Origin of the sequence: Bradyrhizobium yuanmingense, from assembly GCF_029167105.1 — a bacterium.
Lineage (GTDB): Bacteria > Pseudomonadota > Alphaproteobacteria > Rhizobiales > Xanthobacteraceae > Bradyrhizobium > Bradyrhizobium yuanmingense_A.
Genome location: NZ_JARFML010000017.1, coordinates 71,651 through 95,624 on the forward strand (window position 1 = coordinate 71,651; position 23,974 = coordinate 95,624).

The 23,974-nt window shown below is 65.1% G+C and carries 26 protein-coding genes and 1 tRNA gene; 8 read left to right on the forward strand and 19 right to left on the reverse strand.

Annotated features, from left to right (window positions below; genetic code table 11):
- Positions 1-179: 179 nt before the first annotated feature.
- The 3 genes from P0R31_RS22460 to P0R31_RS22470 all read right to left on the reverse strand — a co-directional run bounded on the left by P0R31_RS22460 (position 180) and on the right by P0R31_RS22470 (position 3,758).
- Positions 180-2,324 (reverse strand): methyl-accepting chemotaxis protein, encoded by a 2,145-nt coding sequence (locus tag P0R31_RS22460; RefSeq protein ID WP_275516336.1) that lies wholly within the window; start codon positions 2,322-2,324, stop codon positions 180-182.
- Positions 2,325-2,487: 163 nt separating this feature from the next.
- A complete protein-coding gene (locus P0R31_RS22465; protein ID WP_275516338.1) occupies positions 2,488-3,213 on the reverse strand; it encodes an outer membrane protein in 726 nt (241 codons plus the stop codon).
- A gap of 224 nt (positions 3,214-3,437) precedes the next feature.
- The gene (locus tag P0R31_RS22470; protein ID WP_275516339.1) at positions 3,438-3,758 is read right to left on the reverse strand and encodes a hypothetical protein; all 321 of its coding nucleotides are present in this window, start codon (positions 3,756-3,758) and stop codon (positions 3,438-3,440) included.
- A gap of 190 nt (positions 3,759-3,948) precedes the next feature.
- Here P0R31_RS22470 and P0R31_RS22475 point away from each other — a divergent pair, with 190 nt between their 5' ends.
- Entirely contained in the window at positions 3,949-4,233 is a 285-nt protein-coding gene (locus tag P0R31_RS22475; RefSeq protein ID WP_275516341.1) for a hypothetical protein, read from the forward strand.
- A 32-nt stretch (positions 4,234-4,265) separates the two neighbouring features.
- Here P0R31_RS22475 and P0R31_RS22480 read toward each other — a convergent pair whose 3' ends face one another.
- The 8 genes from P0R31_RS22480 to P0R31_RS22515 all read right to left on the reverse strand — a co-directional run bounded on the left by P0R31_RS22480 (position 4,266) and on the right by P0R31_RS22515 (position 11,739).
- The gene (locus P0R31_RS22480; protein ID WP_275516343.1) at positions 4,266-5,207 is read right to left on the reverse strand and encodes an AEC family transporter; all 942 of its coding nucleotides are present in this window, start codon (positions 5,205-5,207) and stop codon (positions 4,266-4,268) included.
- A gap of 105 nt (positions 5,208-5,312) precedes the next feature.
- Positions 5,313-5,522: a hypothetical protein gene (locus tag P0R31_RS22485; RefSeq protein WP_035996696.1), complete on the reverse strand. Its 210-nt coding sequence runs from the start codon at positions 5,520-5,522 to the stop codon at positions 5,313-5,315.
- Entirely contained in the window at positions 5,519-5,695 is a 177-nt protein-coding gene (locus P0R31_RS22490; protein ID WP_197424428.1) for a hypothetical protein, read from the reverse strand. The genes P0R31_RS22485 and P0R31_RS22490 overlap by 4 nt, the downstream gene beginning before the upstream one ends.
- A 250-nt stretch (positions 5,696-5,945) precedes the next feature.
- Positions 5,946-7,565, reverse strand: a complete 1,620-nt coding sequence (locus tag P0R31_RS22495) for an ABC transporter ATP-binding protein (RefSeq protein ID WP_275516345.1) — start codon at positions 7,563-7,565, stop codon at positions 5,946-5,948.
- A 2-nt stretch (positions 7,566-7,567) separates the two neighbouring features.
- Positions 7,568-8,407: an ABC transporter permease gene (locus tag P0R31_RS22500; protein WP_275516346.1), complete on the reverse strand. Its 840-nt coding sequence runs from the start codon at positions 8,405-8,407 to the stop codon at positions 7,568-7,570.
- Complete coding sequence (locus P0R31_RS22505; RefSeq protein ID WP_275516348.1) at positions 8,404-9,375, reverse strand: ABC transporter permease; 972 nt, start codon at positions 9,373-9,375, stop codon at positions 8,404-8,406. The genes P0R31_RS22500 and P0R31_RS22505 overlap by 4 nt, the downstream gene beginning before the upstream one ends.
- Before the next feature lie 200 nt (positions 9,376-9,575).
- The gene (locus tag P0R31_RS22510; RefSeq protein WP_275516350.1) at positions 9,576-11,126 is read right to left on the reverse strand and encodes an ABC transporter substrate-binding protein; all 1,551 of its coding nucleotides are present in this window, start codon (positions 11,124-11,126) and stop codon (positions 9,576-9,578) included.
- 301 nt (positions 11,127-11,427) lie between these two features.
- The gene (locus tag P0R31_RS22515) at positions 11,428-11,739 is read right to left on the reverse strand and encodes a hypothetical protein (protein WP_275516352.1); all 312 of its coding nucleotides are present in this window, start codon (positions 11,737-11,739) and stop codon (positions 11,428-11,430) included.
- 180 nt (positions 11,740-11,919) lie between these two features.
- Between P0R31_RS22515 and irr the strand changes: the two genes are divergently transcribed.
- Positions 11,920-12,405, forward strand: coding sequence for a Fur family transcriptional regulator Irr (gene irr, locus P0R31_RS22520; protein WP_275516353.1), 486 nt, complete (start codon positions 11,920-11,922; stop codon positions 12,403-12,405).
- A 15-nt stretch (positions 12,406-12,420) separates the two neighbouring features.
- Here the strand turns inward: irr and P0R31_RS22525 are convergent, their stop codons facing one another.
- Positions 12,421-13,968 (reverse strand): winged helix-turn-helix domain-containing tetratricopeptide repeat protein, encoded by a 1,548-nt coding sequence (locus P0R31_RS22525; protein ID WP_275516354.1) that lies wholly within the window; start codon positions 13,966-13,968, stop codon positions 12,421-12,423.
- A 133-nt stretch (positions 13,969-14,101) separates the two neighbouring features.
- On the opposite strand from P0R31_RS22525, the gene mddA reads away from it, so the two are divergent.
- Positions 14,102-14,890 (forward strand): methanethiol S-methyltransferase, encoded by a 789-nt coding sequence (gene mddA, locus P0R31_RS22530; RefSeq protein ID WP_275516355.1) that lies wholly within the window; start codon positions 14,102-14,104, stop codon positions 14,888-14,890.
- A gap of 90 nt (positions 14,891-14,980) precedes the next feature.
- Positions 14,981-15,403: a GFA family protein gene (locus P0R31_RS22535; protein WP_275516356.1), complete on the forward strand. Its 423-nt coding sequence runs from the start codon at positions 14,981-14,983 to the stop codon at positions 15,401-15,403.
- Between the two features lie 208 nt (positions 15,404-15,611).
- Here P0R31_RS22535 and P0R31_RS22540 read toward each other — a convergent pair whose 3' ends face one another.
- Positions 15,612-15,836 carry a cysteine rich repeat-containing protein gene (locus tag P0R31_RS22540; protein WP_275516357.1) on the reverse strand — a complete coding sequence of 75 codons (225 nt, stop codon included), beginning with the start codon at positions 15,834-15,836 and terminating at the stop codon, positions 15,612-15,614.
- A gap of 235 nt (positions 15,837-16,071) precedes the next feature.
- Here P0R31_RS22540 and P0R31_RS22545 point away from each other — a divergent pair, with 235 nt between their 5' ends.
- Entirely contained in the window at positions 16,072-16,356 is a 285-nt protein-coding gene (locus tag P0R31_RS22545) for a hypothetical protein (RefSeq protein ID WP_275516358.1), read from the forward strand.
- Positions 16,357-16,491: 135 nt separating this feature from the next.
- Here P0R31_RS22545 and P0R31_RS22550 read toward each other — a convergent pair whose 3' ends face one another.
- From P0R31_RS22550 to P0R31_RS22565, 4 genes are all read right to left on the reverse strand, one after another.
- On the reverse strand, positions 16,492-18,438 hold the full coding sequence (locus tag P0R31_RS22550) for a sensor histidine kinase (protein WP_275516360.1): 1,947 nt from the start codon (positions 18,436-18,438) through the stop codon (positions 16,492-16,494).
- On the reverse strand, positions 18,435-19,118 hold the full coding sequence (locus tag P0R31_RS22555; protein WP_275516361.1) for a response regulator transcription factor: 684 nt from the start codon (positions 19,116-19,118) through the stop codon (positions 18,435-18,437). Before P0R31_RS22555 ends, P0R31_RS22550 begins: the two co-directional genes overlap by 4 nt.
- Before the next feature lie 155 nt (positions 19,119-19,273).
- Positions 19,274-19,501 carry a hypothetical protein gene (locus tag P0R31_RS22560; RefSeq protein WP_035996796.1) on the reverse strand — a complete coding sequence of 76 codons (228 nt, stop codon included), beginning with the start codon at positions 19,499-19,501 and terminating at the stop codon, positions 19,274-19,276.
- A 121-nt stretch (positions 19,502-19,622) separates the two neighbouring features.
- Positions 19,623-20,498: an alpha/beta fold hydrolase gene (locus P0R31_RS22565; RefSeq protein ID WP_275516362.1), complete on the reverse strand. Its 876-nt coding sequence runs from the start codon at positions 20,496-20,498 to the stop codon at positions 19,623-19,625.
- Between the two features lie 141 nt (positions 20,499-20,639).
- On the opposite strand from P0R31_RS22565, the gene P0R31_RS22570 reads away from it, so the two are divergent.
- Positions 20,640-21,017, forward strand: a complete 378-nt coding sequence (locus P0R31_RS22570) for a VOC family protein (RefSeq protein WP_275516363.1) — start codon at positions 20,640-20,642, stop codon at positions 21,015-21,017.
- A gap of 19 nt (positions 21,018-21,036) precedes the next feature.
- Positions 21,037-21,921, forward strand: a complete 885-nt coding sequence (locus tag P0R31_RS22575; RefSeq protein WP_275516365.1) for an arginase family protein — start codon at positions 21,037-21,039, stop codon at positions 21,919-21,921.
- 96 nt (positions 21,922-22,017) lie between these two features.
- On the opposite strand, the gene P0R31_RS22580 is transcribed toward P0R31_RS22575, so the two are convergent.
- Positions 22,018-22,102 (reverse strand) — tRNA-Leu (locus tag P0R31_RS22580).
- A gap of 157 nt (positions 22,103-22,259) precedes the next feature.
- Between P0R31_RS22580 and P0R31_RS22585 the strand changes: the two genes are divergently transcribed.
- On the forward strand, positions 22,260-22,799 hold the full coding sequence (locus P0R31_RS22585) for a disulfide bond formation protein B (RefSeq protein ID WP_275516367.1): 540 nt from the start codon (positions 22,260-22,262) through the stop codon (positions 22,797-22,799).
- Positions 22,800-22,802: 3 nt separating this feature from the next.
- Here the strand turns inward: P0R31_RS22585 and P0R31_RS22590 are convergent, their stop codons facing one another.
- Positions 22,803-23,888 (reverse strand): AbrB family transcriptional regulator, encoded by a 1,086-nt coding sequence (locus P0R31_RS22590; RefSeq protein ID WP_275516368.1) that lies wholly within the window; start codon positions 23,886-23,888, stop codon positions 22,803-22,805.
- Positions 23,889-23,974: the final 86 nt, after the last annotated feature.

Consider the following 23,974-nt stretch of genomic DNA (forward strand, 5'->3'; position numbering starts at 1 on the left):
CTTAAACCCAGTGCGCGCAGGGCGCCAGCCGAAAAAGGATGCTGGGCGGCGACCGCATGGCGGTCATACCGAGGCAGTTTTCCGTAACCCGGATGGAGCGGAGCGCAATTCGGGACTTCCGTGCTTCCGGCACGTCCCCGGATTACGCTCCGCTCCATCCAGGCTACAGGACAGGGCCCTTACGCCGCCCGCATGTCGTTGAGGAAGGCGTCGATCTCCCCGCGCAGCATATCGGCCTCGCGCCGCAGTGCGTCCGAGGCGCCCAGCACCTCAGTGGCCGCAGCGCCGGCTTCGGCGGACGCGGTGGAGACGCCGACGATGTTGCTGGAGACCTCGCTGGTGCCGCCGGCGGCATGCTGGATGTTGCGGGCGATTTCGCGCGTCGCGGCGCCCTGCTCCTCGACCGCAGCTGCGATCGTCGTGGTGACGTCGTTGATCTCGCCGATGATCCGGCCGATGCCCTGGATAGCGCCGACCGCGGAGGTCGTGACTGACTGCATGCTGGCGATCTGGGTGCGGATCTCGTCGGTCGCCTTGGCGGTCTGGCTGGCTAGGCTCTTCACCTCGGAGGCAACCACCGCGAAGCCGCGGCCGGCCTCGCCTGCGCGCGCCGCCTCGATGGTGGCGTTGAGCGCGAGCAGATTGGTCTGCGAGGCGATGGTCTGGATCAGGTCGACGACGACGCTGATGCGGCTCGCGCTGTCGGCAAGGCTCTGCACCGTGGCGTCGGTCGCTCCCGCTTCGTCGACCGCCTTCTTGGCGATCTCGGCGGAGGTCACGACCTGGCGGCTGATCTCCTGGATCGAGGAGGACAGCTGCTCGGTGCCGGCCGAGACGGTCTGCACGTTGACCGACGTCTCCTCCGCGGCGGAGGCGACCGCGTTGACCAGCGCGTTGGACTGGTCGGCGGTGTTCGACATGCTCTGCGCGGTCGATTGCATCGAATTGGCTGATTGCGCCAGATTGTCGAGCGCGGAGCGCACCGTGCTTTCGAACTGGGCGATCTTCGCCTCCATGCGCGCGGCCCGCTCGGCCTTGGCGATACGGTCCTTGTCCTGCTCGCTCGTCAGCGCGCGGGTCTCGATCATGCTCTCCCGGAACACCTGCAGCGTGTTCGCCATGACGGAGATTTCGTCATTGTGGTTCTTCGAGCGGTAGATCTCGGTTTCGAGATCCCCGTTCGCGAGCAGCTGCATCGACTGCTGCAAGGCGCCGATCCGGCGCAGGATGTTGCGGCCGACATAGAGCCAGACGAACAGAGCCGAGCCAACCAGCATCAGCGCGCCCAGCGCCAGCATGACCGACGTCGCGAGTGAAATCTCCTGCCGCGCCTGGAGGGTCGAGGCGTTGGTCTCCTTCTGCACGCCGTCGACGAGCTGCTGCACGCTGATGCCGAGGCCGACATTGAGCTTGCGCGTCTCGTCCAGGATGGTCTGGCCGTAGTCGATGGCGTCGAGCTCCTTCTCGCGCAGATTGAACACCCCGGTCTTGCCGGTGCCGAGCGCGAGCAGCTTTTCCGCGGCCTCGCGCAGCATCTTGTTGCCCTGATTGTCCGGCAACAGATCGAGGTTCGACCGCAGGCGTCCCTGCGCCGTCTTGAATTCCTTCTGGATGTCGTCGAGCTTGTCATTGGTGCTCGCCGAAAGCGCCGCGCTCATGTTGGCGGCCGCGAGATTGCCGCTGGCGACGACGTTGCCGAGCTGACCGACGGTCTGCGCGGCGTCGGTCGCATCCGCGGCGGACAGGTCGGCTGAACCGAGAATGGCGTTGACGCGGGTCTGCGCGTCCAGCATCGCCGGGCTCGCTGCGCCGACGAACGCGCCCTGCGCGGTGCGAAGCGCGTCATATTGCTTCTCGTGCAGGGCCGCGATGTCGAGCCGTTCGCGGGCGGCCTTCGTCAGGCTCTGAGCCGCCTCGTTGATGCTCTTCATCGTATCGCTGAGCCCCGAGACGACGCTCTTGTCGCCACCGAGTTCGATGATCTCGTTGAGCTTCTGCTGCGTCTGCTCCTGCAATTCCCTGAGCTTCTTGGTACGGTCGTTCAGGGCGTCGTCGCTCTGCGCCGCAAGCAGGGCCGGTCCCTGCGCCGCGAGGCTCGCACTCAGCGCCGACAATTGCAGGCTGGCGGAAAGGCGCGGAATGTCCCGTCCGCTCAGTTCAGTCATGCGTCCGCCGAGATTCTGCAGCGCAAGGCCGGCGCCGGCCGCGATCACGAGGCCCATGCCCGCGATCAAGATGAAGGCCGCGAACAGGCTGCCGCGCACGCCCCATTTCGGCATTTTGAAACGCGGCTTGAAACGGCCGAGACTGAAACGGATCGCCATCGAAATTCCCCCACGCCCTTGCTTATGTTTTGTGGCGGGGAGTATCGGCCAGGGCGGTTAAAAAATCGCAATTGCTGCAATCGGTTGCATGCGTTCCGCAGAGCGAAAAAAGAGGGGCCGGCAGTGTCGCCGGCCCCTCATCACGATAATGTTTGCTAACCGATCAGTAGCGCGCCATGGCCGGGCTCGCCCAGTTGAAGCGGTAGTTGACGCCCGCCTTGAAGGTATGGTCGTCGGTGGTGAAGGCGCCGGTGCCCGCGAGCGGACCGGCGGTGAAGCTCGCGTCGCCGAAATTGTAATACTGGTACTCGGCCTTGGCCGACCAATTCGGGGCGAACATGTATTCGAGGCCGGCGCCGACGGTGTAGCCGTTGCGATGATCGCCGGTGATGACGAAGGCGGTCGGCACGCCGCCGACGGTGACCTTCTCGTTGTTGTCCGAATAGGCGTAGCCGCCCTTCACATAGACCAGGCCGGGACCCCAGGTGTAGCCGACGCGGCCGGTGATCGAGCCGAGGCCACGTTGGTCGTTGGTGTAGGCGATGCCGCCCGGGAACACCGCGCCGACGCTGCCGGAGAGCCAGGAATACTGGCCTTCGACGCCGACCACGAAGTTCGGGTTGAACTGCCAGTCCGCACCGACCTGCACGCCGCCGAGGAAGCGGCCGTTGCCGTTGTTGCCGGTGGAGAGGCCGTTGAAATTGTTGTCGCTGGAGAACGCGCCGCCGACATGGGCGCCGAGATAGAAGCCCGTCCAATTGTAGATCGGCGCGGCGTAGGCCGGCGCAGGCGTCTTGTAATAATTGCGGTTGCCGAGATCGGCACCGACGGCCGGCGCAGCCGCGCCCACCACGAGCAGCGCCACGGTCGCAAACAGAATCTTCTTCATCGTCTTGAACTCCAACACGTAAGGTCCCCGGCAGGCGCGTTTTCTGCGCCGCATTGGTTTTGCAGATAGCTCGCTTTTGACGAAAATGCTGTCACATCCGTGGCACAGCGACGGCTAACGTAACTTGTTGGGCCGTAAATGATTTTCGTGCTTAATGGCAACTTAAGAAGTGGTGAAGGAAGGCTAAACGGCGCACTCTGTCGGTAACTTGCGCGCGCCTTGCGTTAACCAAGACGCCGCCGTGCCTCGTCGCGCATCTGCGCGCGAAAGGCGGCGCGCTTTGCCGGCCTGTCTTCCTCACGCACGTCGTGTCGATCGAAGATGTCGAACTTCTCCAGGATCGGATAGCGCTCGCTCGCCATCGCGAGCACGCGCAGTATCCTGGTCGCCTCCGGCGTCGGGCCGCTGACCTCCCAGCGCCGGATGGTGTCGGCGCCGCCTCTCTCCGGCAATCCGCAAAGCTTGGCCATGTCGGCCGCGCTGAGCTTGCGCTCGAGGGCATCGGAGAGGTCGTTGCGAAGCTGCTTCAGTTCGGCGCCGGTCATGCTTGCGTCCAGGGAAGTCACTGAAAGCAATGCACTAGCGCTGATTCGGGTCCATCCGAAGACGGTGTGGGTCCGCCGCGCTCCCGGCACCTTCGTCCGCACACGGAGTTATGAAGGGAGAACCCATGGAAATTTGCCGATGCATGAACACTTGGCATATCGGGGCGCGCAGCGTGCGAAAGGATCATCCATGAAAACCATCAGACTTGCCATCGCCGCGCTCGTCAGCACGGGACTGCTTGCCGCACCGTTCGCAGCTGAGGCGAAAAAGGTCCGGTCGAGCCGGCAATACAGCACTGGTGTGGTGGCGCCGACCTATAGCGGTGCCGGCGCGCCCGCAGCACAGCCGAGGGCGTCCTATGGGGCATCCGGACAGACGGTCGGCACTGTCACCGCGCCGTCGATCGGATCATACAATTGGCCTTCGGTCGGCGTGACCAACTCGGCTCCCACCTGGAGCAACACCACGAGATAGAGGGCTCCGGCAAGGTGGAGGCCACTGGCGGATCAACGCATGCCGCTCGCCGATCCCGGGAGCAGATAAAGCGCGATGAGCAATGTCGCGACCGACAGCATCGTCGTGATCGAGACCGTGGCCGCAACCAGCTTCTCCTCGACCTTGTGTTCATGTGCGAGGACGTAGACGGTTTTCGCCGTCGGCACGGCCGCGCAGATGACCGCCGCAACCGTGTAGCGAGGGGTGAGGCCGATCACGACGCAAAGTCCGTAGACGATGAGCGGCATGACCACGAGTTTCACCGCCGCGAGTGCAAACGACGCTTTCAGGTTGGACCGGAGGCCCTCGACGGACAGGCCGAGCCCGATGGCAAACAGCGCGCTTGGCGTCAGCGCGTCGGCGATCATGTTGAGATAGGCCGCGACCGGTGGCGGAACCGGCAGTCCCGTAACCGCCCACGCGAGGCCGACGAATGTCGACAGCACCATCGGATTGAGAAGGATCTGCTTTGCCAATCCCGCAGAGTGTGCGGAGGCCCCGCGTGCATCGCGCTTTTCCAGCAGAATCACCGTGATCGGAAACATCACCGCGGCCACGAACACCGTCGCGACAGCTGCGGGTAGGACGGCGGGTTGGCCGTAGATCGCATGCAGGATCGGCAGCGCGACGAACCCGGTGTTGGTCATCGCCGCCGCCATCCCGTGAATGGTGCTGCTGGCGAGGTCGTGTTTGCCGCCTGCGCGGACCGGCACGAACACGAGCGCGAAGCAGATCAGCGAGCCGCCGCCGAAGGCGAGCAGAAAGCGCCATTCCAGGAGATTGCGCGCCGGCTCCTGGGCGATCGTGACGATCAACAGCGCCGGCATCGCCACGTTGTAGGCGAAATGCACCAGGGCATCGGCCAGCCCGCGCGAGAGATAGCCGAACTCGCCGGCGAGCCAGCCGGTGACGATGATCGCGAATACGGGAAGAACGAGGCTGGCGACCTCCATCCGGCTTCCCCTCATTTTTCGAACAGGGAGGGTAGACCGGCAATGGACTGGCGTCACTGCGTGATTTGTGGGCCGCCTTAATTTGTCGGAGGAGAATCCGCCCCGCTAGATTCCCCGGCGCCCCTGGTCTCCGATCACGCAGCGCCAGGCCGCCAGGCGCTCGGCCGGATGCTGGTTCATCCATTCGGCAAGCTGCGGCGCGCCCATCAGGCAGGCCTGCACCGAGATTTGCGCAAAGTCCGACGTGGTGACGATCTGCTCGTGACAATTGGAGGGAGAGGCGAGGCTGCAAAGCACGGCGATGATCTTGATCACGATACGTTACCTCCGTCGCGGCCGATGAACGGGCGACCGATCGCCGGCTTTCCCTGGCCCTCGTCCGTCGGATCGACCGGCGGGAAGATGCTGTCGTAGATCGCCCGCGCTTCCTGGATGAGACGCGTTCGCTCGCGCTCGGACTTCGAGACAAATCGAATAACTTCGCCCATGTTGGCTCCGAATATCAGTGTGAGTCCGTCATGAGATGACGTTGATCATTTCATCTGAAGCTATGGTGCCGTCTTCGACCTTGGAAGCGGCGGGTCGGTCACGACCGGATAAAAAGCGCGTGACCGCTCGCTGCCGCCAGCAAGGAAGGTCACACGAAGCAATGCTGCTGGATCGAATATGTTTCGCTCCTTGCAGCGTGCAAGTTTTTGGAACCATCTCGAAAGTTGGCGAATTTGCCCGGCCGGCCCCTCAGGCCGCCGGCGCGTGCTCCTTCCGTCCGGGCACGGCTGCGAGCAATTCGCGCGTATAGGCGTGCTCGGGCGCGGCGAACAGTTGCGCCGTCGGCTTCAGCTCGACGATGGCGCCGCGCTGCATCACCGCGATGCGGTCGCAGATCTGGGCCGCGACGCGCAGATCGTGGGTGATGAACAGCATCGACAGGCCGAGGCGCACCTTGAGATCTTCCAGCAGCTTCAGCACCTGCGCCTGCACCGAGACGTCGAGCGCGGAAACGGCCTCATCCGCGACGATGATCTCCGGCTCAAGCGCGAGCGCACGGGCGATGCCGATGCGCTGGCGCTGGCCGCCGGAGAATTCGTGCGGATAGCGCTCGAGCGCGCCGGCGTCCAGCCCGACCATCTTGAGGAGATCGCGCGCGCGGTCGAACGCCACCTTCGGATCGGTCCCGGCTGCGATCGGCCCGTCCGCGATGATGTGGCCGATCTTGCGGCGAGGATTGAGCGAGGCGAACGGATCCTGGAAGATCATCTGGATGCGATGGCGCTCGCCGCGCAGCGCCTTGCCGGAAAGCGAGGTCAGGTCGGTCTCGCCGATCCGCACCGTGCCGCGGTCGGCTTCGATCAGCCGCATCACCAGGCGCGCCACCGACGACTTGCCCGAGCCGGATTCACCGACGAGGCCGAGCGTCTCGCCCTTGAGGATGTTGAAATTGACCGCGCGCGCCGCATCGACGCGGCGGGCCTGGCGGAACCAGCCGCCCGACGTGACGTAGGTCTTGTCCAGCCCGATCACCTCGACGGCCTTGGCCCGATCGTCCATTGGCTCTCGCGGCGGCGGATCCATCGAGGGCACGGCGGCAAGCAATGCCTTGGTGTAGTCGTGCTGCGGCTCGTTGAAGATGGCCGTGGCGGGGCCTTCCTCGACGACCTTGCCGTGGCGGAGCACCACGACCTGGTCGGCGATGTCGGCGACCACGCCGAAATCATGCGTGATGAACATCACCGCCATGTTGCGGCTCTGCTGGAGGTTGCGGATCAGCTTCAGGATCTGGGCCTGCGTGGTGACGTCGAGCGCGGTGGTCGGCTCGTCCGCGACCAGCACCGCCGGCTCGAGCGCGAGCGCCATCGCGATCATGGCGCGCTGACGCTGGCCGCCGGAGAGCTGGTGCGGATAGGCGCGCACGATGCGCTCAGGGTCGGGCAGGCCGACCTCGCTTGCCAGCGCCAGCGCCTTGGCCCGCCGCTCCTTCGGCGTGAACAGGCCGTGCGCCTCGAACATCTCCGCCATCTGGTCGCCGATCCGCATCAACGGATTGAGCGCGGTCATCGGCTCCTGGAAGATCATCGCCAGCCGACGGCCGCGCAGATCGCGCCAGCCGTCGTCAGCGAGCTTGAGCAGGTCCCGGCCCTCGAACTGGATTTCACCGGAGGTGACCGACACCGTATCCGGCAAAAGCCCCATCAGCGCATGCGCGCACATCGACTTGCCGGAGCCGGACTCGCCGACGACGCAGACGATCTTGCCGGGCTGCAGATCGAGCGAGACGCCGTCGACCGCGAAGGGGCGCTCCGCGCCCTTGGGCAGCGCGATCCGCAAGTTCCTGATGGAGACGGCGGGCGGGGCGGTCATCGTCAGCGGCCCTCGCGCGACAGGCGCGGATTGAGCGCATCGTTGAGGCCTTCGCCGATCAGGTTCAGCCCGAGCACCGAGATCAGGATGGCGATGCCGGGAAACACGGTGATCCACCAGGCCTGCCGGATCACGGTGCGGCCGGCGCCGACCATGTAGCCCCAGGAGATCAGATTGGGATCGCCGAGGCCGAGGAAGGACAGCGAGGATTCAAGCAGGATCGCGGTCGCCACCATCAACGAGGCCAGCACGATCACGGGCGACAACGCGTTGGGCAGGATCTCGCGCAGGATAATCCAGCTGTTGCTTTGGCCGGTGACCACGGCGGCCTGGACATATTCGCGGGTACGCAGCGACAGCACCTCGCCGCGCACGAGGCGAGCGACCGGCGGCCAGCTCACCACCGCGATCGAGGCGACGATCGAATAGATCGAGGGCTGCAGGATCGCGACCAGCACGATCGCGAGCGCGAAGCTCGGAATGGTCTGGAAGAACTCGGTGAAGCGCATCAGGGCGTCGTCGACCTTGCCGCCGAAATAACCGGCCATGGCACCGACCGGCACCCCCACGATCAGCGCCGCCAGCGTGGAGACGAGACCGACCAGAAGCGAGACGCGGGCGCCGAAGATCATGCCGGCGAAGATGTCGCGGCCGAGCGCGTCGGTGCCGAGCGGCACGGTCGAGAGTGTGAACGGCGGCAGGAACGGCCGCTGCACCATTCGCCAGGGCGAGTTCGGGAACAGCATCGGTCCGAACACCGCGACCGAGATTGCAACCAGGAGGATGACGAGCCCGATGACGCCGCTCGGGCTCTTCAGCATCGATTTCCAGAACTGTTTCATGCGGCGTATTCGATCCGCGGATCGACCAGGCGATAGACGAGGTCGGTGATGAGGTTGAAGGTGAGGACCATGGCGGAGCAGATCACGAACACGCCGAGCAGCAGATTGTAGTCCCGCTGCAGCAGCGCGTCGTACATCAGCCGCCCGATGCCGGGCCAGGCGAACACGGTCTCGGTGATGACGGCGCCGCCGATCAGCGTGCCGGAATGCACGCCGGCGAGCGTCACCACCGGCAGCAGCGCGTTGCGCAGCACGTGGCGGCGCTGGATCACGGCGTCGGAGAGCCCCTTGGCGCGCGCCGTCTTGACGAAGTCGAGGCGTTTCACCTCCAGCATCGAGGCGCGCGTCATGCGGGTGTAGGTCGCCATGAAGAACAGGCCGAGCGTCATCGCCGGCATGATCAGGTGCTCTGCGACGTCGACCGCATGGGCAAGGCCGGTGAGGTTGGCCCCGACCGTCTCGTAACCGAAGCTCGGCAGCCAATCCATCGTGACCGAGAACAGGAGGATGCCCATCAGCGCCACCCAGAAGATCGGCATGGCATAGAAGATCAGCGCGAATACGGTGATGGCGGTGTCGAAAAAGGTTCCGGCAAAGCGCGCGGCGAAGGTGCCGAACAGGATGCCGAACGTGAGCGAGATCGCGAAGGCGGTGAGCGTCAACAACAGCGTCGCCGGCAACCGCTCGCCGATTAGTTTTGCGACCGGAGCCTGCTGGCGGAAGGAAAAGCCGAGGTCGAGGCTAACGACGCCCTTGACGTAGATGAAGAGCTGCTCGGGCAGCGGCTTGTCGAGCCCGAACTTCTCCCGGAGCTGCTTGACGAAGACCTGATCGCTGGCCCCGGCCTCGCCCGCCATCACGATCGCGGGATCGCCGGGCGCCAGGCGGATCAGGAAGAAGTTGAGGACCACGATCGCGAGCAGGACGATCACGCCCTTCAGAACACGCTGAGCAACGAAGGAGAGCATCTAGGGAGTCATATTGGTGATGTGGCCTGGCGCCACGGGGACGGAGTGACTCCCTCGCCCCGCTTGCGGGGAGAGGGTCGGGGTGAGGGGGACTCTCCGCGAGCGTATCAGCAGTTGGACTCGTGGAGACTCCCCCCCACCCGAATGTGCGCTATGCGCACATTCGACCTCTCCCCGCAGGCGGGGAGAGGTAAGAGGCTTCACTTGTCGAGCCATGCGTCCTTGAAGCCGTCATTGACCCCGATCCCCGTGGTGATCAGGTTCTTGACCTTGCAGCGCATGATGGTCGGAAATTGCAGCTCGAGCATCCAGGCCACCGGCACGTCCTCGACCAGGATCTTCTGCGCCTTCTCGTAGATCTCCTTGCGCTTGGAATCCGGCGTTGCAACCGCGCCCTCGGCGAACAGCTTGTCGATCTCCGGGTTGGAATAGCCCTCGACGTTGTTGAACATCTGGCCCTTGGCGATGTTGCTGGAGATGTAGTTGCGTCCCACTCCGAGCGCGGGGTCGCCGTACTGGTAGAGATAGGTGAAGGCGATGTCGTAATCCCATTCGGCGATCTTCTGGTTGCCGCCGGCGACGTCGGTGGCGATCGTCTCGATGGTCATGCCGACATCCTGGAGGTTCTGCTTGACGGCTTCACCCCAGCGCTGCCAGGTCTCGCCATAGGCGAGCGGCAGCAGGCGGATCTTCTCGCCCTTGTAGCCGGCTTCCTTCAGCAGTGCCTTGGCGTTGGCCGGATCGTAGGGGTATTTCTTCACGTCATCGGTGTAGAACTTGATGGTCGAGGCCGACGGGCCGGTGGCGACCTTGCCGAGCCCGTTCCAGATCACGTCCTTGGCGAAGTCGCGGTCGACCGCATACATGATCGCCTGCCGCACCCGCTTGTCGGCGAGCGGACCCTGGCGGTTGTTCAGCCACAGCCAGGCCAGGGGCGAGAAGAATTCCCAGCCGGCGCCGGTGACGCAGGTGTCCTTCAGCTTGGACAGCCGCGGCACGTCGAAATTCTCGACCGAGCCGCCGGGCAGCACGTCGACCTTGCCGGTCTCGTAAGCCACCGAGCGCGCGGCGGCGTCCGGGATGATCTGCCAGTAAATCTCGTCGAGATAGGGCTTACCCTTTTCGTGGTAGTTCGGATTCTTGACCAGGCGGATGAACGAGCCCTTCTGCCATTCCTTGAACATGAATGGGCCGGTGCCGATGGGTGCGTTGTTGTAGGGGTTGGTCTTCCAGTCGGTGCCTGCATAGAGATGCTTCGGCACCATCGGCATCGAGCCGACCTCGAAGATGCCGAGGAACGGGCCGAACGGCTGCTTCAGCGTGAAGACCACCGTATGATCGTCCGGCGTCTCGACCTTGTCGACCTGCGCCAAATTGGTGCGGGCACGCGCATGGGTCTGCTTCAGCATCTCGATCGAGAACAGCACGTCGGCGGCGGTGAAGGGCTTGCCGTCGTGCCAGGTCACGCCCTTCTTCAGCTTGAAGGTGTAGGTCTTGGCGTCCTCGCTGACGCTCCAGCTCTCGGCGAGCTCCGGCAGGGGATCGAGCTTGGGGCTGTAGCGCAAGAGGCCTTCGAAGATGTTGCCCGAGACCATCTGGGTCGGGCCGTTCTGGACCTGCGCAAGCATCAGGCCGGGCGGCTCGGGCTGGATCACGGCATTGATCACACCCCCCGTCTTCGGCTCTTGCGCCAGCGCGGGGGCCGCAAGGCCGCAAGCCAGGAGGAGACCAAGCAACACTCGTTTTGGCATGTCGTAATCTTTCTCAAGCGAGACCAGCCGGAAACGCTTCGCACGCGCTCTCGCGCGCAAAGCGACGGTCGGTCCATCCCAGTCCCCATCCGCCATCGAGGCTCACACAGTCCCGTTCCGTGCGGCAAGATGAAAGTCGCGACAGTGCTCGCACAAAAAATGTACAGCTCGTCCTGTTTCTCCGCCTGTGCGACGCCACGGCAGATCGGCCAGCTCCGAGGGATCAGGCGGCCTTCAGAAGTGATGAGAGCATGCCGGGGCAGTGCACAAGTCCGCGCCTGCGACCAAAAGCATCAGCCCGTCATTTTGCGCCGAGCGCCCGCCGCAATTCGTCGAGAGCCTCTGCAAGCTGCTCGCGGTGCGCGATGTCGTCCTTGGGCAGCGCGGCGACGCTGCGGGCGAGCTCCCGCAGGATGCCGGCCAGCAGGCCGAAGTTGATGTGCAGATGCACCGACTTGCGTTCATCGGCCGCGCCAGGATGTTGCAGCACCAGCGCAATGCCGCTGCCGTCGAGCTTCGCCTCGAAGCGGGACGAATGCTCGAAGGTGCCGACATAGAACTTGTCGGGATATTCGAGCGCGACCTCTGCCTTGTCGGGAATCGGCTTGGACATGCGAACCTCATCGATGTCCGTGCATTCTGGCCGAGAACGAGCCGGACCGCCTTGCGCCAGATCAGAGGCGGTCGGCGCCCAATTTGATCCGGATCAAAGCCGGCCCGGCGCTTCTGCGATCGAATGGCAAGTAGCGGGATGCGGCTGCGCGTCCTGTTCCCTTGAGCCGTGAGACGATCGATGGACATTCAGGCCACGACTATTCCTGCGGATGACGACAGCGGGCCTGATGTCGCCGGTCTCGAGCCGGCGCCGGACGCAGGCGTGCAGCACTGCCTGCTTTTGCTCGGCAATGCCGGCCTGCGCCCGACACGCCAGCGCCTGGCGCTCGGCCGACTGCTGTTCCTGGGCGGCCATCGTCACGTCACCGCAGAAGGTCTCTACGCAGAAGCGATGGCTGCGAACGCATACCTGTCGCTCGCCACCGTCTACAACACGCTGAACCAGTTCACCGAAGCCGGCCTGCTGCGGCGGATCGCGGCCGACGGCATCAAGTCGTTCTTCGACACCGACACGTCAGTGCATCCGCACTTCTATCTCGAAGGCGAGGACGTGCTGGTCGACGTTGCCGATGGCCTCGCCTTCACCAAGATACCCGAGGCGCTTCCCGGCCACGAGATCGCGCGTCTCGACGTCATCGTCCATTTGCGCCGGAAGCGAACGTAGCGCAGCCGTGCGCTCTTACCGCAACCCGGCGCGGCGGAATCCCTCCAGATAGTGTTCGCGATCTCGCTCACTGGCCCACGGTAGGTGCGTCGCGATCCAGTGCAGCGAGATGCCAGGCTGGGTGCGGCGGAGCTCTCCGAGCGCTATCTCCGCAAGCGGGCCATCGCCGGTCATGCCGGCGGAGACCGCGAGCACGCGGTATGCGCCGGTGAGGTCGCCGCGGTGGCGGATCGCCTCGCGCGCCAGCGCGATGGCCTCGCCATAGTGCCGTTCGGTGAAGCGCGCATAGGCGGCGATACCGTGATAGATCGCCAATGACGGATCGCGCGGCGACAGCCGGATCGCCTTTTGCGCAGCCTCGAACGAGTCCCTAGACCGTCCGGCATAGGACAGTGCCAGCGCGTAATAGCCCTGCGCCAGGGAGAAGTTCGGATTGAGCGCGAGCGCCTGCTCGAACTCGGACAGCGCGTCAGTGAGCCTGCGGGTCGAGAAGCAGACGCTGCCGAGCGCGGCATGTGCCCAGGCATCCTCATGGTCGCAGCGCACCGCTTTGAGCGCGGCGGCTTCCGCGGACGGAGCAACCGCGGCCAGCTCGGTCCAGCCGAGATGCACGCCGAACATGTCGTTCACGGCCAGCACCGATAACGCCTGGCCGTAATCCGGATCGATCGCGATCGCGCGCGCGAGCAGCGCCTTCGCGGCCGCGTGGTCCTGGCGGGTCACGCGCCAGTAGTGCGATAGCGCGCGCATCAGGAGGTCCCAGGCGTCGAGGCTCGCCGGCGGCTTGCGACGGCTGCGGAAATTCTCGGCGGCGTGGATCTGCGGCTCGATCGCGGCGGCGATCGCGTTGGTGATCTCGTCCTGCACGGCGAAGACGTCGACGAGCTCGCGGTCATAGCGCTCGGCCCAGAGATGACTGCCCGACACGGCGTCGTTGAGCTGCGCGGTGATGCGCACCCTTTTGTCCGCCTTGCGCACGCTGCCTTCGACGATGTAGCGGACGCCGAGCTCCTCGGCGATCTGCCTGATATGGACCGCGCGTCCCTTGTAGGTGAAGGAGGAGTTGCGGGCGATCACCATGAACCAGCGCTGCTTCGACAGCGCGGTGAGGATGTCCTCGCTGATCCCGTCGCCGAAATAGTCCTGCTCGGGATCCCCGCTCTTGTTCTCGAAGGCGAGCACCGCGATCGCCGGGCGGTCCGCCACGCGCGGGGGAGCGGGCCCGGCTTCCGTCCGCGCGAGCGATACCGCCACCTCTTCCCGGACCTCGCCGATGAAGCGAAACCCCTTGCGCGGAATGGTCTTGATCAGGCGCTGGGTCGCGCCATCGTCGCCGAGCGCCTTGCGCGCGGCGTTGATCCGGCTGTTCAGGGCGGAATCCGAGACGATGCGGTCGTTCCAGATCTGGCTGATCAGGTCACCCTTACTGACCACACGCGCCCGTTGCGTGACCAGATAAAGCAGCAGATCGAACACTTGCGGCTGCAACGGGACGGGTTTTCCGTCGCAAGTGAGCTCCCGAAGGTCGCCGTCCAGCACGTTGTTTTCAAAGCGAAATCGCACGTTCTCGTCGTCTCAAGCAAAAATCAAAGTCGTCTCAGGCGAAAATCAATCGTCCGCGAAAGCCGCGGGACGTCCGATCCGGCATGGTGCGAAGACCAAACCGTGTCGATGCCTCGGCACAACGGAGTGTTTCATGACCCAAATTGATCATCAGGTTCATTCTCTCGGCCCGGAGGTTACGGGCTCCCGTATTTTCAGGTTCATCGCCTTTCTGTACGGAATTGCGGCGTATCTCGTGTTTTTCGTCACCATTCTCTACGCGATCGGCTTCGTCATGGGGGTGATGGTGCCCAAGACCATCGATACCGGTGCCGAAGCGCCCGTCGTTCGCGCGGTCGTCATCAATCTGCTGCTGATGTCGCTGTTCGCGGTTCAACACAGCGTGATGGCACGCCGGCAATTCAAGGATTGGTGGACGCAGTTCGTCCCCAAGCCGGTCGAGCGAAGCACGTATGTGCTGTTCGCGAGCCTGTCACTGTTGCTCCTGTTCTGGCAGTGGCGTCCGCTACCGTCGGTCATATGGAGCGTGGAGAACCCCGATCTTGCCGTGACACTGGTCACGCTGTCCTTCGCCGGCTGGGTGCTGGTGTTCACCTCGACCTTCATCATCAACCATTTCGAGCTGTTCGGCCTGCATCAGGTGACTAATCATCTCATCGGCAAGGAGATGCAGCCGCCGCGCTTCAAGACGCCGCTGCTCTACAAGTTCGTCCGCCATCCGATCTATCTCGGTTTCATCGTCGCGTTCTGGGCGGCGCCGGTCATGACCGCGGGTCATCTGCTGTTCGCGGCCGTGACCACGCTCTACATCTTCGTCGGCATCGCGCTGGAGGAGAGCGATCTCGTCGATCTCTTCGGCGACGAGTACCGGCAGTACAAGCAACGCGTCTCCATGCTTATTCCCTGGCGCCGGTCGGTATAGTCTAGGCCAAGCCCCGCGCATCCAATCGAAACAAGGGCGCGCAGGGCGCCGACGCGCGATAGCGATCCATCAGAAAAGGGAGACGTCCCAATGAAACATGTCGGAAACTGCTTCTGCGGCGCGGTCACGGTCGAGGTCACGGGCGCGCCGGAAGCGATGGGCTATTGCCATTGCCGGTCCTGCCGCTCGTGGTCGGGCGGTCCGGTGAATGCCTTCAGCCTGTGGAAGCCGGAAGCGGTGCGCATCACCGAAGGCGCTCAGAATGTCGAGACCTTCGTCAAGACGCCGCTCAGCCAGCGCAAATATTGCAGGAAGTGCGGTGGCCATCTCATGACCAACCATCCGCCGTTCGGTCTGGTCGACGTCTTCACCGCCATCATCCCCACGCTCGCGTTCACGCCCGCCGTGCACGTCAACTACGCCGAGACCGTGCTGCCGATGCGCGACGGCCTGCCCAAGTTGAAGGATTTTCCGGCCGAGCTCGGCGGCAGCGGGGAGATGATGCAGGAATAGCGGCGCGCCTTCAGTTGAAGGCTGTTCCCTGCTGCCATCCTTCGAGACGCCCGCGTTCGGCGGGTTCCTCAGGATGAGGACGGAGTGTGCGGCACCAGCTTCAACGAGCGCCGGCGCCGATCAGCCTCTCCCAATGCCGAAGCTGTCTATCGAGAGGGCGGCAGAGCGCCGCCCTCTCTGTCTTCTTCCAGGAGAGAAGGATGAACGACTAGCCTCCGCGCGATTCGACCACCTTGCGGCAGGAATCGGACAACTTCGACTTGTTCTCGCGCAGGCAGGCGTTCATCTGCGGCGGCCTGCCGATATGCTCGGCGCAGAATTTGTTGGCGTCGCCGCGGCAGGCCATTTGCTCCTGGACGGATGGACCGGACTGCGCGGCAGCAGGCAGGGCGGCAGCTGCGAGCAGCAGCGCGGCAAGAACCGAAATCTTCATAGAGCACCTCTTTGGAATTCTCGTTGGTCCCGACCGGGATCAATCGGGCCGGACCATTCCGCAAAGGCCGCGCGCCGGTCCATGCCATGTTCATGGCAGCGGCCAGTCCTCCCGTCCGCGGTACCCCCATCTTCATGGCATGTATCCGCGCGCCGACTTTTGTCATTCAGGCTGCACCTCGGCTGCGAGACCCGGTGATTGCGTCGGGATGCCGAACGGAACCAGGAGAGCAAAAATGTCGAAGAGAGCTGGAGCGCTGGGCGCGGGGCTGACGGTCATGGTGCTGGCGGGCGCGGCGATGGTGTCGCTGGGCACGAGCCCGGCGCAGGCCGTGGTTTATTGCAAGACCGTCGGCGTGCCGAAGGGCTGCGTGGTGCGGCCGACTGGGGCCGTGGTGGTGGGAGCGCCGGTCGCGCGGGCTGCCGTCGTGACCCCGGGTGTCGGCGCGCCCGGTGTCGGTGTGCGCGCCGGCACGCCGATGAATCGCGGCGGCCCGGTCAATCGCGTCGGCGTGCGCTGATATTTCCGCTTCATTGAATTGATACATCGCTTCGGGCCAAGGGGCCTGCGGACGAACCCCCCGTCCTCCGCAGGCAATTTTACCCGGCCCGTCCCCTCTCTCCGTGCGCCCCACACGTTCGGGGAGGGGGCCCTTTCAGCCCGCGGCCATGTCGCTGTCGGGAAAACGTTGCGGCAATTTCAGCCGCACGCGCGTGCCGGAGGAATCGGACGTCAGGTCGAGCACCGCGCCGCAGCGCGCGGCGCGGCTTTTCATGTTGCGCAGGCCGCGCGCGGTCTGGCCGGCCCCCGCGGCCTCGCCATTGCCGGCCAGCGCAAAGCCGCCTCCGTCGTCAGTCACGCTGATCACGCCGTACGGCCCCTGGCCCGCGTCGAACGTGTCGATGGTCACCGCGATGCGGCGGGCCTGCGCGTGCTTGACCGCATTGGTCACGGCTTCGTCGAGGATGCGCACGATCTGGATGACGTGCCATGGCCTGAGCTCGGGATGCAGCGGCAGGCCCTGCGGCGTCGCCACGCGCCAGTCGAGCGTGATGTCGTGCGGCCGCAATTGGGCCGTGGCGCGCTCGCGCCAGGAGCCGAGCGCCAGCATCAGGTCGCCGCCGATGTCGTCCATGGAATCGATGACGAGACGGAGATCCTTCAGCGCCGCGCGAGCGGCGTCCGTGATGCTCGCGCCCGCGCTGCCGCGCTCGGACAGCGCGACGATGCTCACGAGCTGGCCGCCGAGGCCGTCGTGCAGGTCTCGCATCAGGCGCGTGCGCTCGTTGGCGAGCGCCGCCGCGCGGGCGCGCTCCTCCTCGCGGGCAAAGCTCGCCTTCAGCCGCTCCTCGGCCTCCCGCACCCGCGTCACCAACTGGCCGGCGAAGCTGTCGACCTGGTTCAAGGCGCGGGCGAAGCGCCAGGTCAGCCCGGCGCCGATCGCGACCAGCATCGCCGAATAGGACAGGCGCGAGACGAAGATGCGATCGTTGCCCACGATATCGAGCACCGTAAGCATGTCCTGGACCCAACAGACCAGCACGATGGTCACCGCACAGCCGATCGTGAAGCTCGCTGCGTCCTGCCGTCGTACCACCGCGGTTGCGGTGACGCAGGCCATCAGGACCAGGCAGAGCCCGACGGTGGGAATGCCGAGCACCAGGAACAGGATGCGCGGCAGCGGCGGGCCCCCGATCAGCCCGACCACGAACACGAGGACGCCGGGCACGAACAGCAGCGTGCCGTAGCGCGGCCAGCGCCAGCCGAAGAACAGTACGCCGAACACCACGATCAGCGCGCTCTCGATCGGTGCGGACGCGAGCAGCACCGCGGCAAGGCGCGAGACGGTGGCCGGCGGGGCCGGTGGCGGCGCGAACGCCTGTACCACACCGAGCATCATCGCGGCGGCCAGCACGCCATAGACCGGCTCGTGGCGCCGCATCAGCCACATGATCGAAAGGATGACGGCCAGGATCGCCTGCCAGGCGGAGAACACCACAGGCAGCGTGACGAACAGCAGCGTCCGAGTCTCATAGGCCGGGCGCAAGGCGGCATCCGGCCCGACATAGACGGTGTCGAGGAAGCCCTTGAGCGGGCCCCACACGAACAGCTGCACCGTGATCTCGTTGGCGCCCTCGCGCAGCAGCGACGCCGGGATGACCGCGATCTGCGGCGTGTTGCGGTCGGGCCGGTTGGCGTTGGCATCGCGCCGGGAGTCGAGCACGACGACGCCGTTGACGGCGACCTCCACCGCGTTGCTGAAGCGCGGCAGGTACACCGACCAACCCGAGGCCGCATCGCCGCTCCGGAATGTGAAGGTGGCGGTGTAGATTGGCGGGTCGGCCAGTGAATAGCGTGACGAGGTGAAATGCGGCAGCGTCACGGGGCGCGTCCAACCGTCCTCCCGCGCGGAGAAATCGCTCACAGCGTAGTCTTCGGGATCGTTCGGCTGCAGCAGCCGAATCCCCAGGATCGTGACGATCACGATCAGGGCCTGGAGCAGCAGATAGGGCACGAGGCGCGAGGCGATCAGCCGGCGCCGCGGGCGTGTCGGTGCCTTCGCGGGTGCCTTCGCAGATGCTTTGGCCGCGATCTCGCTCACAGCTTGATCAGGCCCTGCTGCACCGCCTCGAACACCGCCTCGCTGCGCGTATGCACCTCGAGCTTGCGATAGATGTTCTTGATATGGCCGGGCACGGTCTGCTTGGACAGGCCGAGATGGCTCGCGATCTCGGCATAGCTGAAGCCTTTGGCGATGCCCCACAGGATATCGATCTCGCGCGGGGTGAGCCTTGCCGTGTTGAGCGCGGGGCCGGGCGGCGGCTCCGCCGAATTCTGTGCGGCACCTTGCGTCCTGCGCACGATGAAGCGGGCGATCGAGGCCGAGATCGGCGAATGTCCCGCGACCAGATCGCGCACCGTGGTGGCGATATCGGTGGGGAAGGCGTCCTTGAGCAGGTAGCCGGTGGCGCCGACCGTGATCGCGGAAATCACGCTCTCCTCGTCGCCGAGCGCGGAGATCACCATGATCTCGGTGTCGGGGAAGCGCTGCCGCATCTCGCGGATCAGCTCGACGCCGTGGCCGTCGGGCAGCCGCAGGTCGGTCAGCAGCACGCGCGGCGCGCCGGCGGCGAGGGCCTGCCGCGCCTCTGCGAGCGTACCTGCACTGCGCACCTCGTAACCGGCCTTGGCCAGCGCATCCTGCAGCCGCCAGCAAGTCGGCGCGTCGTCCTCGACGAGGAGGATGGTGATGGTGTCACCCGTCTCGCCCTGTTCGGTCATGATCATCGTCCCGCGACCCGCGTGTCCCCCGCGGCGCGAAGCAAGTCTAACCGCAGCCCGAAGGCCGTGACACCCATAATCATGGGGGCGGGAAAGTCACGGGACTGCCATGTGCCGGCCTGACGTGTCAGGCGACGGGCCGCCGCCAATCTGGCTTACGAAAGATCAACCCGCGGCGGCGGATACCGCCGCGCCAGGACTGACAGCGACAGCGGCCGTTCGTCTTCCGGCAGTTCCAGATACGCCAGCACGAGCGGCCGCTTCCAATCGCCGACGCCGAAATCCATCGCGGTCCATTTCTGCGGCTCGGGCCCTTCGAGCCCCCGGACCCAGACGAAATAGCGGGGGAGGTCGTCGGCGTTCGTCGTGCGTCTCCTGGCCATCGAAGCGGTCCGCTGCATCACCATCATGCCGCACGATATAGGAGATAGCCTGGCGAAGTCGAACGCTCCTTTGGGGGGCTTGCCGGGGCCAGGGGCGCAATCGCCGTCATTGCCGGAGCGGCTATGCGCCGCGCGATTCCAACCGTTCGAGAAATGATCGCATCAGCGAAACAACCTCATCGAGGTTGGTTTCGAGCAGCCAATGGCCGCCATCCAGGAGATGCAGTTCGGCATCCGGCAGGTCGCGGAGATAGGCTCGCCCTGACTCCTCGGGCATGTAATGGTCCTGCGGCCCCCACAGGATCAATGTCGGCGGCTTGTGCTGCTGAAGATATCGGCGGTGCTCGGGAAACCATTGGCGGTTCGCCTTGAGGCCAAACAGAACGTCTGCGGCGGCGTCCTTCCGCTGCTCGGTCATCAGCGACCAGTGCAATCGCCAAAGGTCCGGCGCGATGAGTCGAGCTAGGTCCGCACGCACGTCGTTCAGGAATTCGTCGCGGAAATTCTCTTCAGTGATAGCTTCCCTCATCGCCGCACGCATCTCCTGATCGGGCAGTGACCAGGACTTCTCGATGTCGGCGTATGCCGGGCCAAGCGCATCTTCGTAAGGTATGTCGCCGTTTTGAATGATCTGGGCCACCACCCTCTCAGGCCGCATGATCGCCAGCCTGGCTCCGATCGGTGAGCCGAAATCATGAAGGTAGATCACGAAGCGTTCGATTTTCAGCTGCCGCACGAACTGATCGAGCCACACGGCATAGCCGTCGAAGCTATAATCGAAGTCATCAGGTGTCCCGCTATAGCCGAACCCGGGATAGTCGGGAGCAATCAGCCGCCATTTATCGGCCAGTCGCGGCATCAGATTGCGGAATTCGTAGGATGAACAGGGATAGCCGTGCGGCAGGAGAACGACGGGCGCGCGTTCAGGACCGGCTTCTCGGTAGAAGGTATCCACGGATCCGATCCGCACCCTGCAATGTCTGACGCGTGTGTCCATGTCTTGCTTCCTCCGTAGATAAAGCAACTTCCGGGGCGGGGTTCCCGGCATCTGCGTCGTGGTGGGTAGAACCGCAGGCGGCTCTGCGGAACAACGACCGGAAGCTCACCGTTACGAAGCAGCATCGGAACGGAGGTCGTCGTGATCCACCATGTCTCGGTCGGCACGAATGATGTTCAGCGTGCGAAGCGCTTCTACGATGCGGTCTTGCCGGTCGTCGGGATCACGCCGATGGCCGAGGGCGAGGGTGGACTGGGCTACGGAAGCGGGACGTTTCACTTCAGCGTTCAAGTTCCAATCGATGGAAAACCCGCGACCGTGGGTAACGGCAGCCACATCGCCTTTGCCGTCGAGAACCGCTCGATGGTCGATCGCTTCTACGCAGCAGCACTAGAGCATGGTGGCAGCGACGCTGGCGCTCCCGGGCTGCGGCCGAGTTACGACCTGAACTATTATGGGGCGTTTGTCCGCGATCCAGACGGTCACAAGATCGAGGCCGTGACCTACTCGGCACAATAGTCGCGAGCGGGGAGGCGCCATGCCGACCATGCCCTATGCAATTATCGAAGCTCCTTCGACGCTCGGCCTTGCGACTGACGGCGTGGAGCGCTTGCCCGAACAGCTGCTGAAGCTTGGTCTTGCGGAGCGCATCGGCGCGCGCCGCGCCGGGCGGCTGGTGGCGCCTTCGAAAGATCCGACGCCGGATCCCGAGACCGGCATCTTGAACGCCGGCGCAATAGCGGCGTGGTCGCCCCAGCTCGCCGACGCGGTTGACGCGGTGCTCGTCGCGGGCGAGTTTCCGCTCGTGCTGGGCGGCGATTGCACGATCGTGCTGGGCTCGATGCTCGCGTTTCGACGGCGCGGCCGCTACGGCCTGTTGTTCATCGACGGCCACGCCGATTTTTTCCAGCCCGAGGCGGAGCCCAATGGTGAGGGCGCCTCGATGGACCTGGCCTTCGTTTCCGGCTACGGCCCCTCCCTCCTGGCCGACATCGAAGGACGTGGTCCTCTGGTCCGCCCTGAAGACATTGTGGCGTTTGGATATCGCGATCACCAGGATCAGGCGGAATATGGAAGCCAGCCGCTTCCCGAAAAGCTCAAGGTGCTTGACCTTCCCGCCGTGCGGGCGCGTGGCATCGAGGCTGCTGCGCGCGAAGCGGTCGATCACCTGACGCGAGCCGAACTGGACGGCTTCTTCATCCATCTCGACGCAGATTGTCTCGACGATGCCATCATGCCGGCTGTCGATTTTCGCGTAGCCGGTGGGCTGTCGTGGGACGAGCTGGCGACCGTGCTCCGGGCTGGCTTGGCCAGTGGCAAGGCAGTCGGCCTCGAGATCACCATCTACAATCCGGGCCTGGACGAAGACGGTAGCGCCGGGCGCGGCCTGGCCGATGTGCTCGCAGCAACGCTCGGGTCGTAGTTCGAGTTTGCTGAACCAGTCCGACTTCGCCAAGAGGCTTCGACGGACACGCTTCGCCCTTCGAGCCCCGTCACGCGAAGCCCGAAGGGCGAAGCGTGGTGCCCCTGGCCGGAATCGAACCAGCACTCCTTGCGGAACTCGATTTTGAGTCGAGCGCGTCTACCAGTTCCGCCACAGGGGCCCTCGGTCGGCCCCATAGGCGGCGTCGCGAAGCCGGCGGACTATAGCCATGGACGGGACGGGGTCAACCCGCGCCAAAGTGATCCCGGCCGTTCTCGACAGCCGCATGGGCCGGAGCTAGAGGCTTAGGGCGCGCGAGAGATACGAAAGAGGCTGCCGTGACCACCCAGAGTGCCGCCATACCTGCGTTCAAGCCGGGCGCCACGAGCCCCGCGCTGACCGCCGCGGCCTTGGTCACGCTGATCGGCGCAGCCACGATTGCGGGCGCCTGGTTCTTCCAGCTCGTCCTGGAGATCCTGCCCTGCCCATTGTGCCTGGAGCAGCGCTACGCCTATTACCTAGCGATACCGCTCGGTGTGCTGACGGCGCTGGCGGCGCGAAGCGGCGCGCCGCGGCCGCTGCTGCTGGCGGGGCTGGCGATCCTCACCCTGTCGACGCTCGCCAATGCCGGTCTCGGCGCCTACCATTCCGGGGTCGAATGGGGGTTCTGGAAGGGGCCGACCGATTGCTCCGGTCCGGTCGTCAATCTCGGCAGCGCCGCCGATCTCTTGTCGAAGCTCGACACCGTGAAGGTGGTGCGCTGCGACGAGGTGCAATGGCGCTTCCTGGGCCTCTCGCTCGCCGGCTACAACGTGCTGATCTCGCTCGTGATGGCCGCGATCGCCGCGTGGGGATTCGTGCGGACGGCGAAGCGCTAAAGCTCAATCATCCACGTCGTCCTGCGTGCGCCCGAACAGGTGCACGATGCCCGGCGTTGCGATCGTCACGAAGACGAAACGCGACAGGTGGTGGGCGCCGACGAAGATCGGGTCGATGTGCAGCGTCAAGGCCAGCGCCAGCATCGCGTCCATCGCGCCCGGCGCGAAGGCGACGACGACGTCGGAGAATTTCACCTCCGTGGTCAGCGCCACGATGCCGACGAAGATGGCGGAGACGGCGATGGCCACGGAAAACGAGCCCAGCGCCGCACGGAGGTGGCCGACGAGCGTCTTGACCTGCATTCGCGCGAAACGGCTGCCGATCAGTGCGCCGATCCCGATCAGCGCAACGCCACGCACCCAGTCCGGCAGGCCGCCCTCGACCCATCCGGCACCATGCAGCACGCTGGAGGCGATCATCGCGCCGAACATCCAGCTCGCGGGAAACTTGATCAGCCGCAACACGAGCGCAGCGGCCAGCGACGCCGCGGCCAGCTCGAGCAGGTCGAGCGGCGAGGCGATGGTCGTCGTCAGCGACGGTGCAGCGGAGGGCGTGACGCCTGCGATCGCCAGCACCATCGGCAGCGCGGCGGTCAGGATGATGACGCGCATGGTCTGCACCACCGCAATGCCCGGCAGGTCGGCGCCGCGCTCGACCGCCAGGATCGTGATCTGCGACAGCGCGCCGGGACTGCCGGCCAGGAAAGCCGAGGTGCGGTCCCAGCCATGGATGCGCCGGAGGTAATAGCTCGACCCGAACGTGGAGCAGAACGTGGCGAGCGCAAGCAGGCCGATGGTGACCGGGTAGGCGCTGACCTGCTGAAGCAAATGGCGCGAGACGACCGAGCCCAGCGAGATGCCGAGCAGCACCAGCACGGTCTGGGTCAGGATCGGCGGCAAGGTCAGCTGACGGCCGGCGATCGCGGCGATCCCGACCGCGATCATCGAGCCGGAGATCAGCCCGCCGGGAAGGCCGGCGAGCAGAAACACAAGGCCGCCGGCGGTGCCGATGACGAGCGTCTCCACCGTGCTCAGGATCGTGGCACGGCTCGGCCATTCGAACGACAGGGAGGCGGTGATGTGCTTCACGCCGCCTTATCGCAAATCAGCGCGAGGCGCACAATTGCAGGCTCGTCATGCCGCAATGCGCGAGGCCTTCCGCGGAGGCTCGGAAG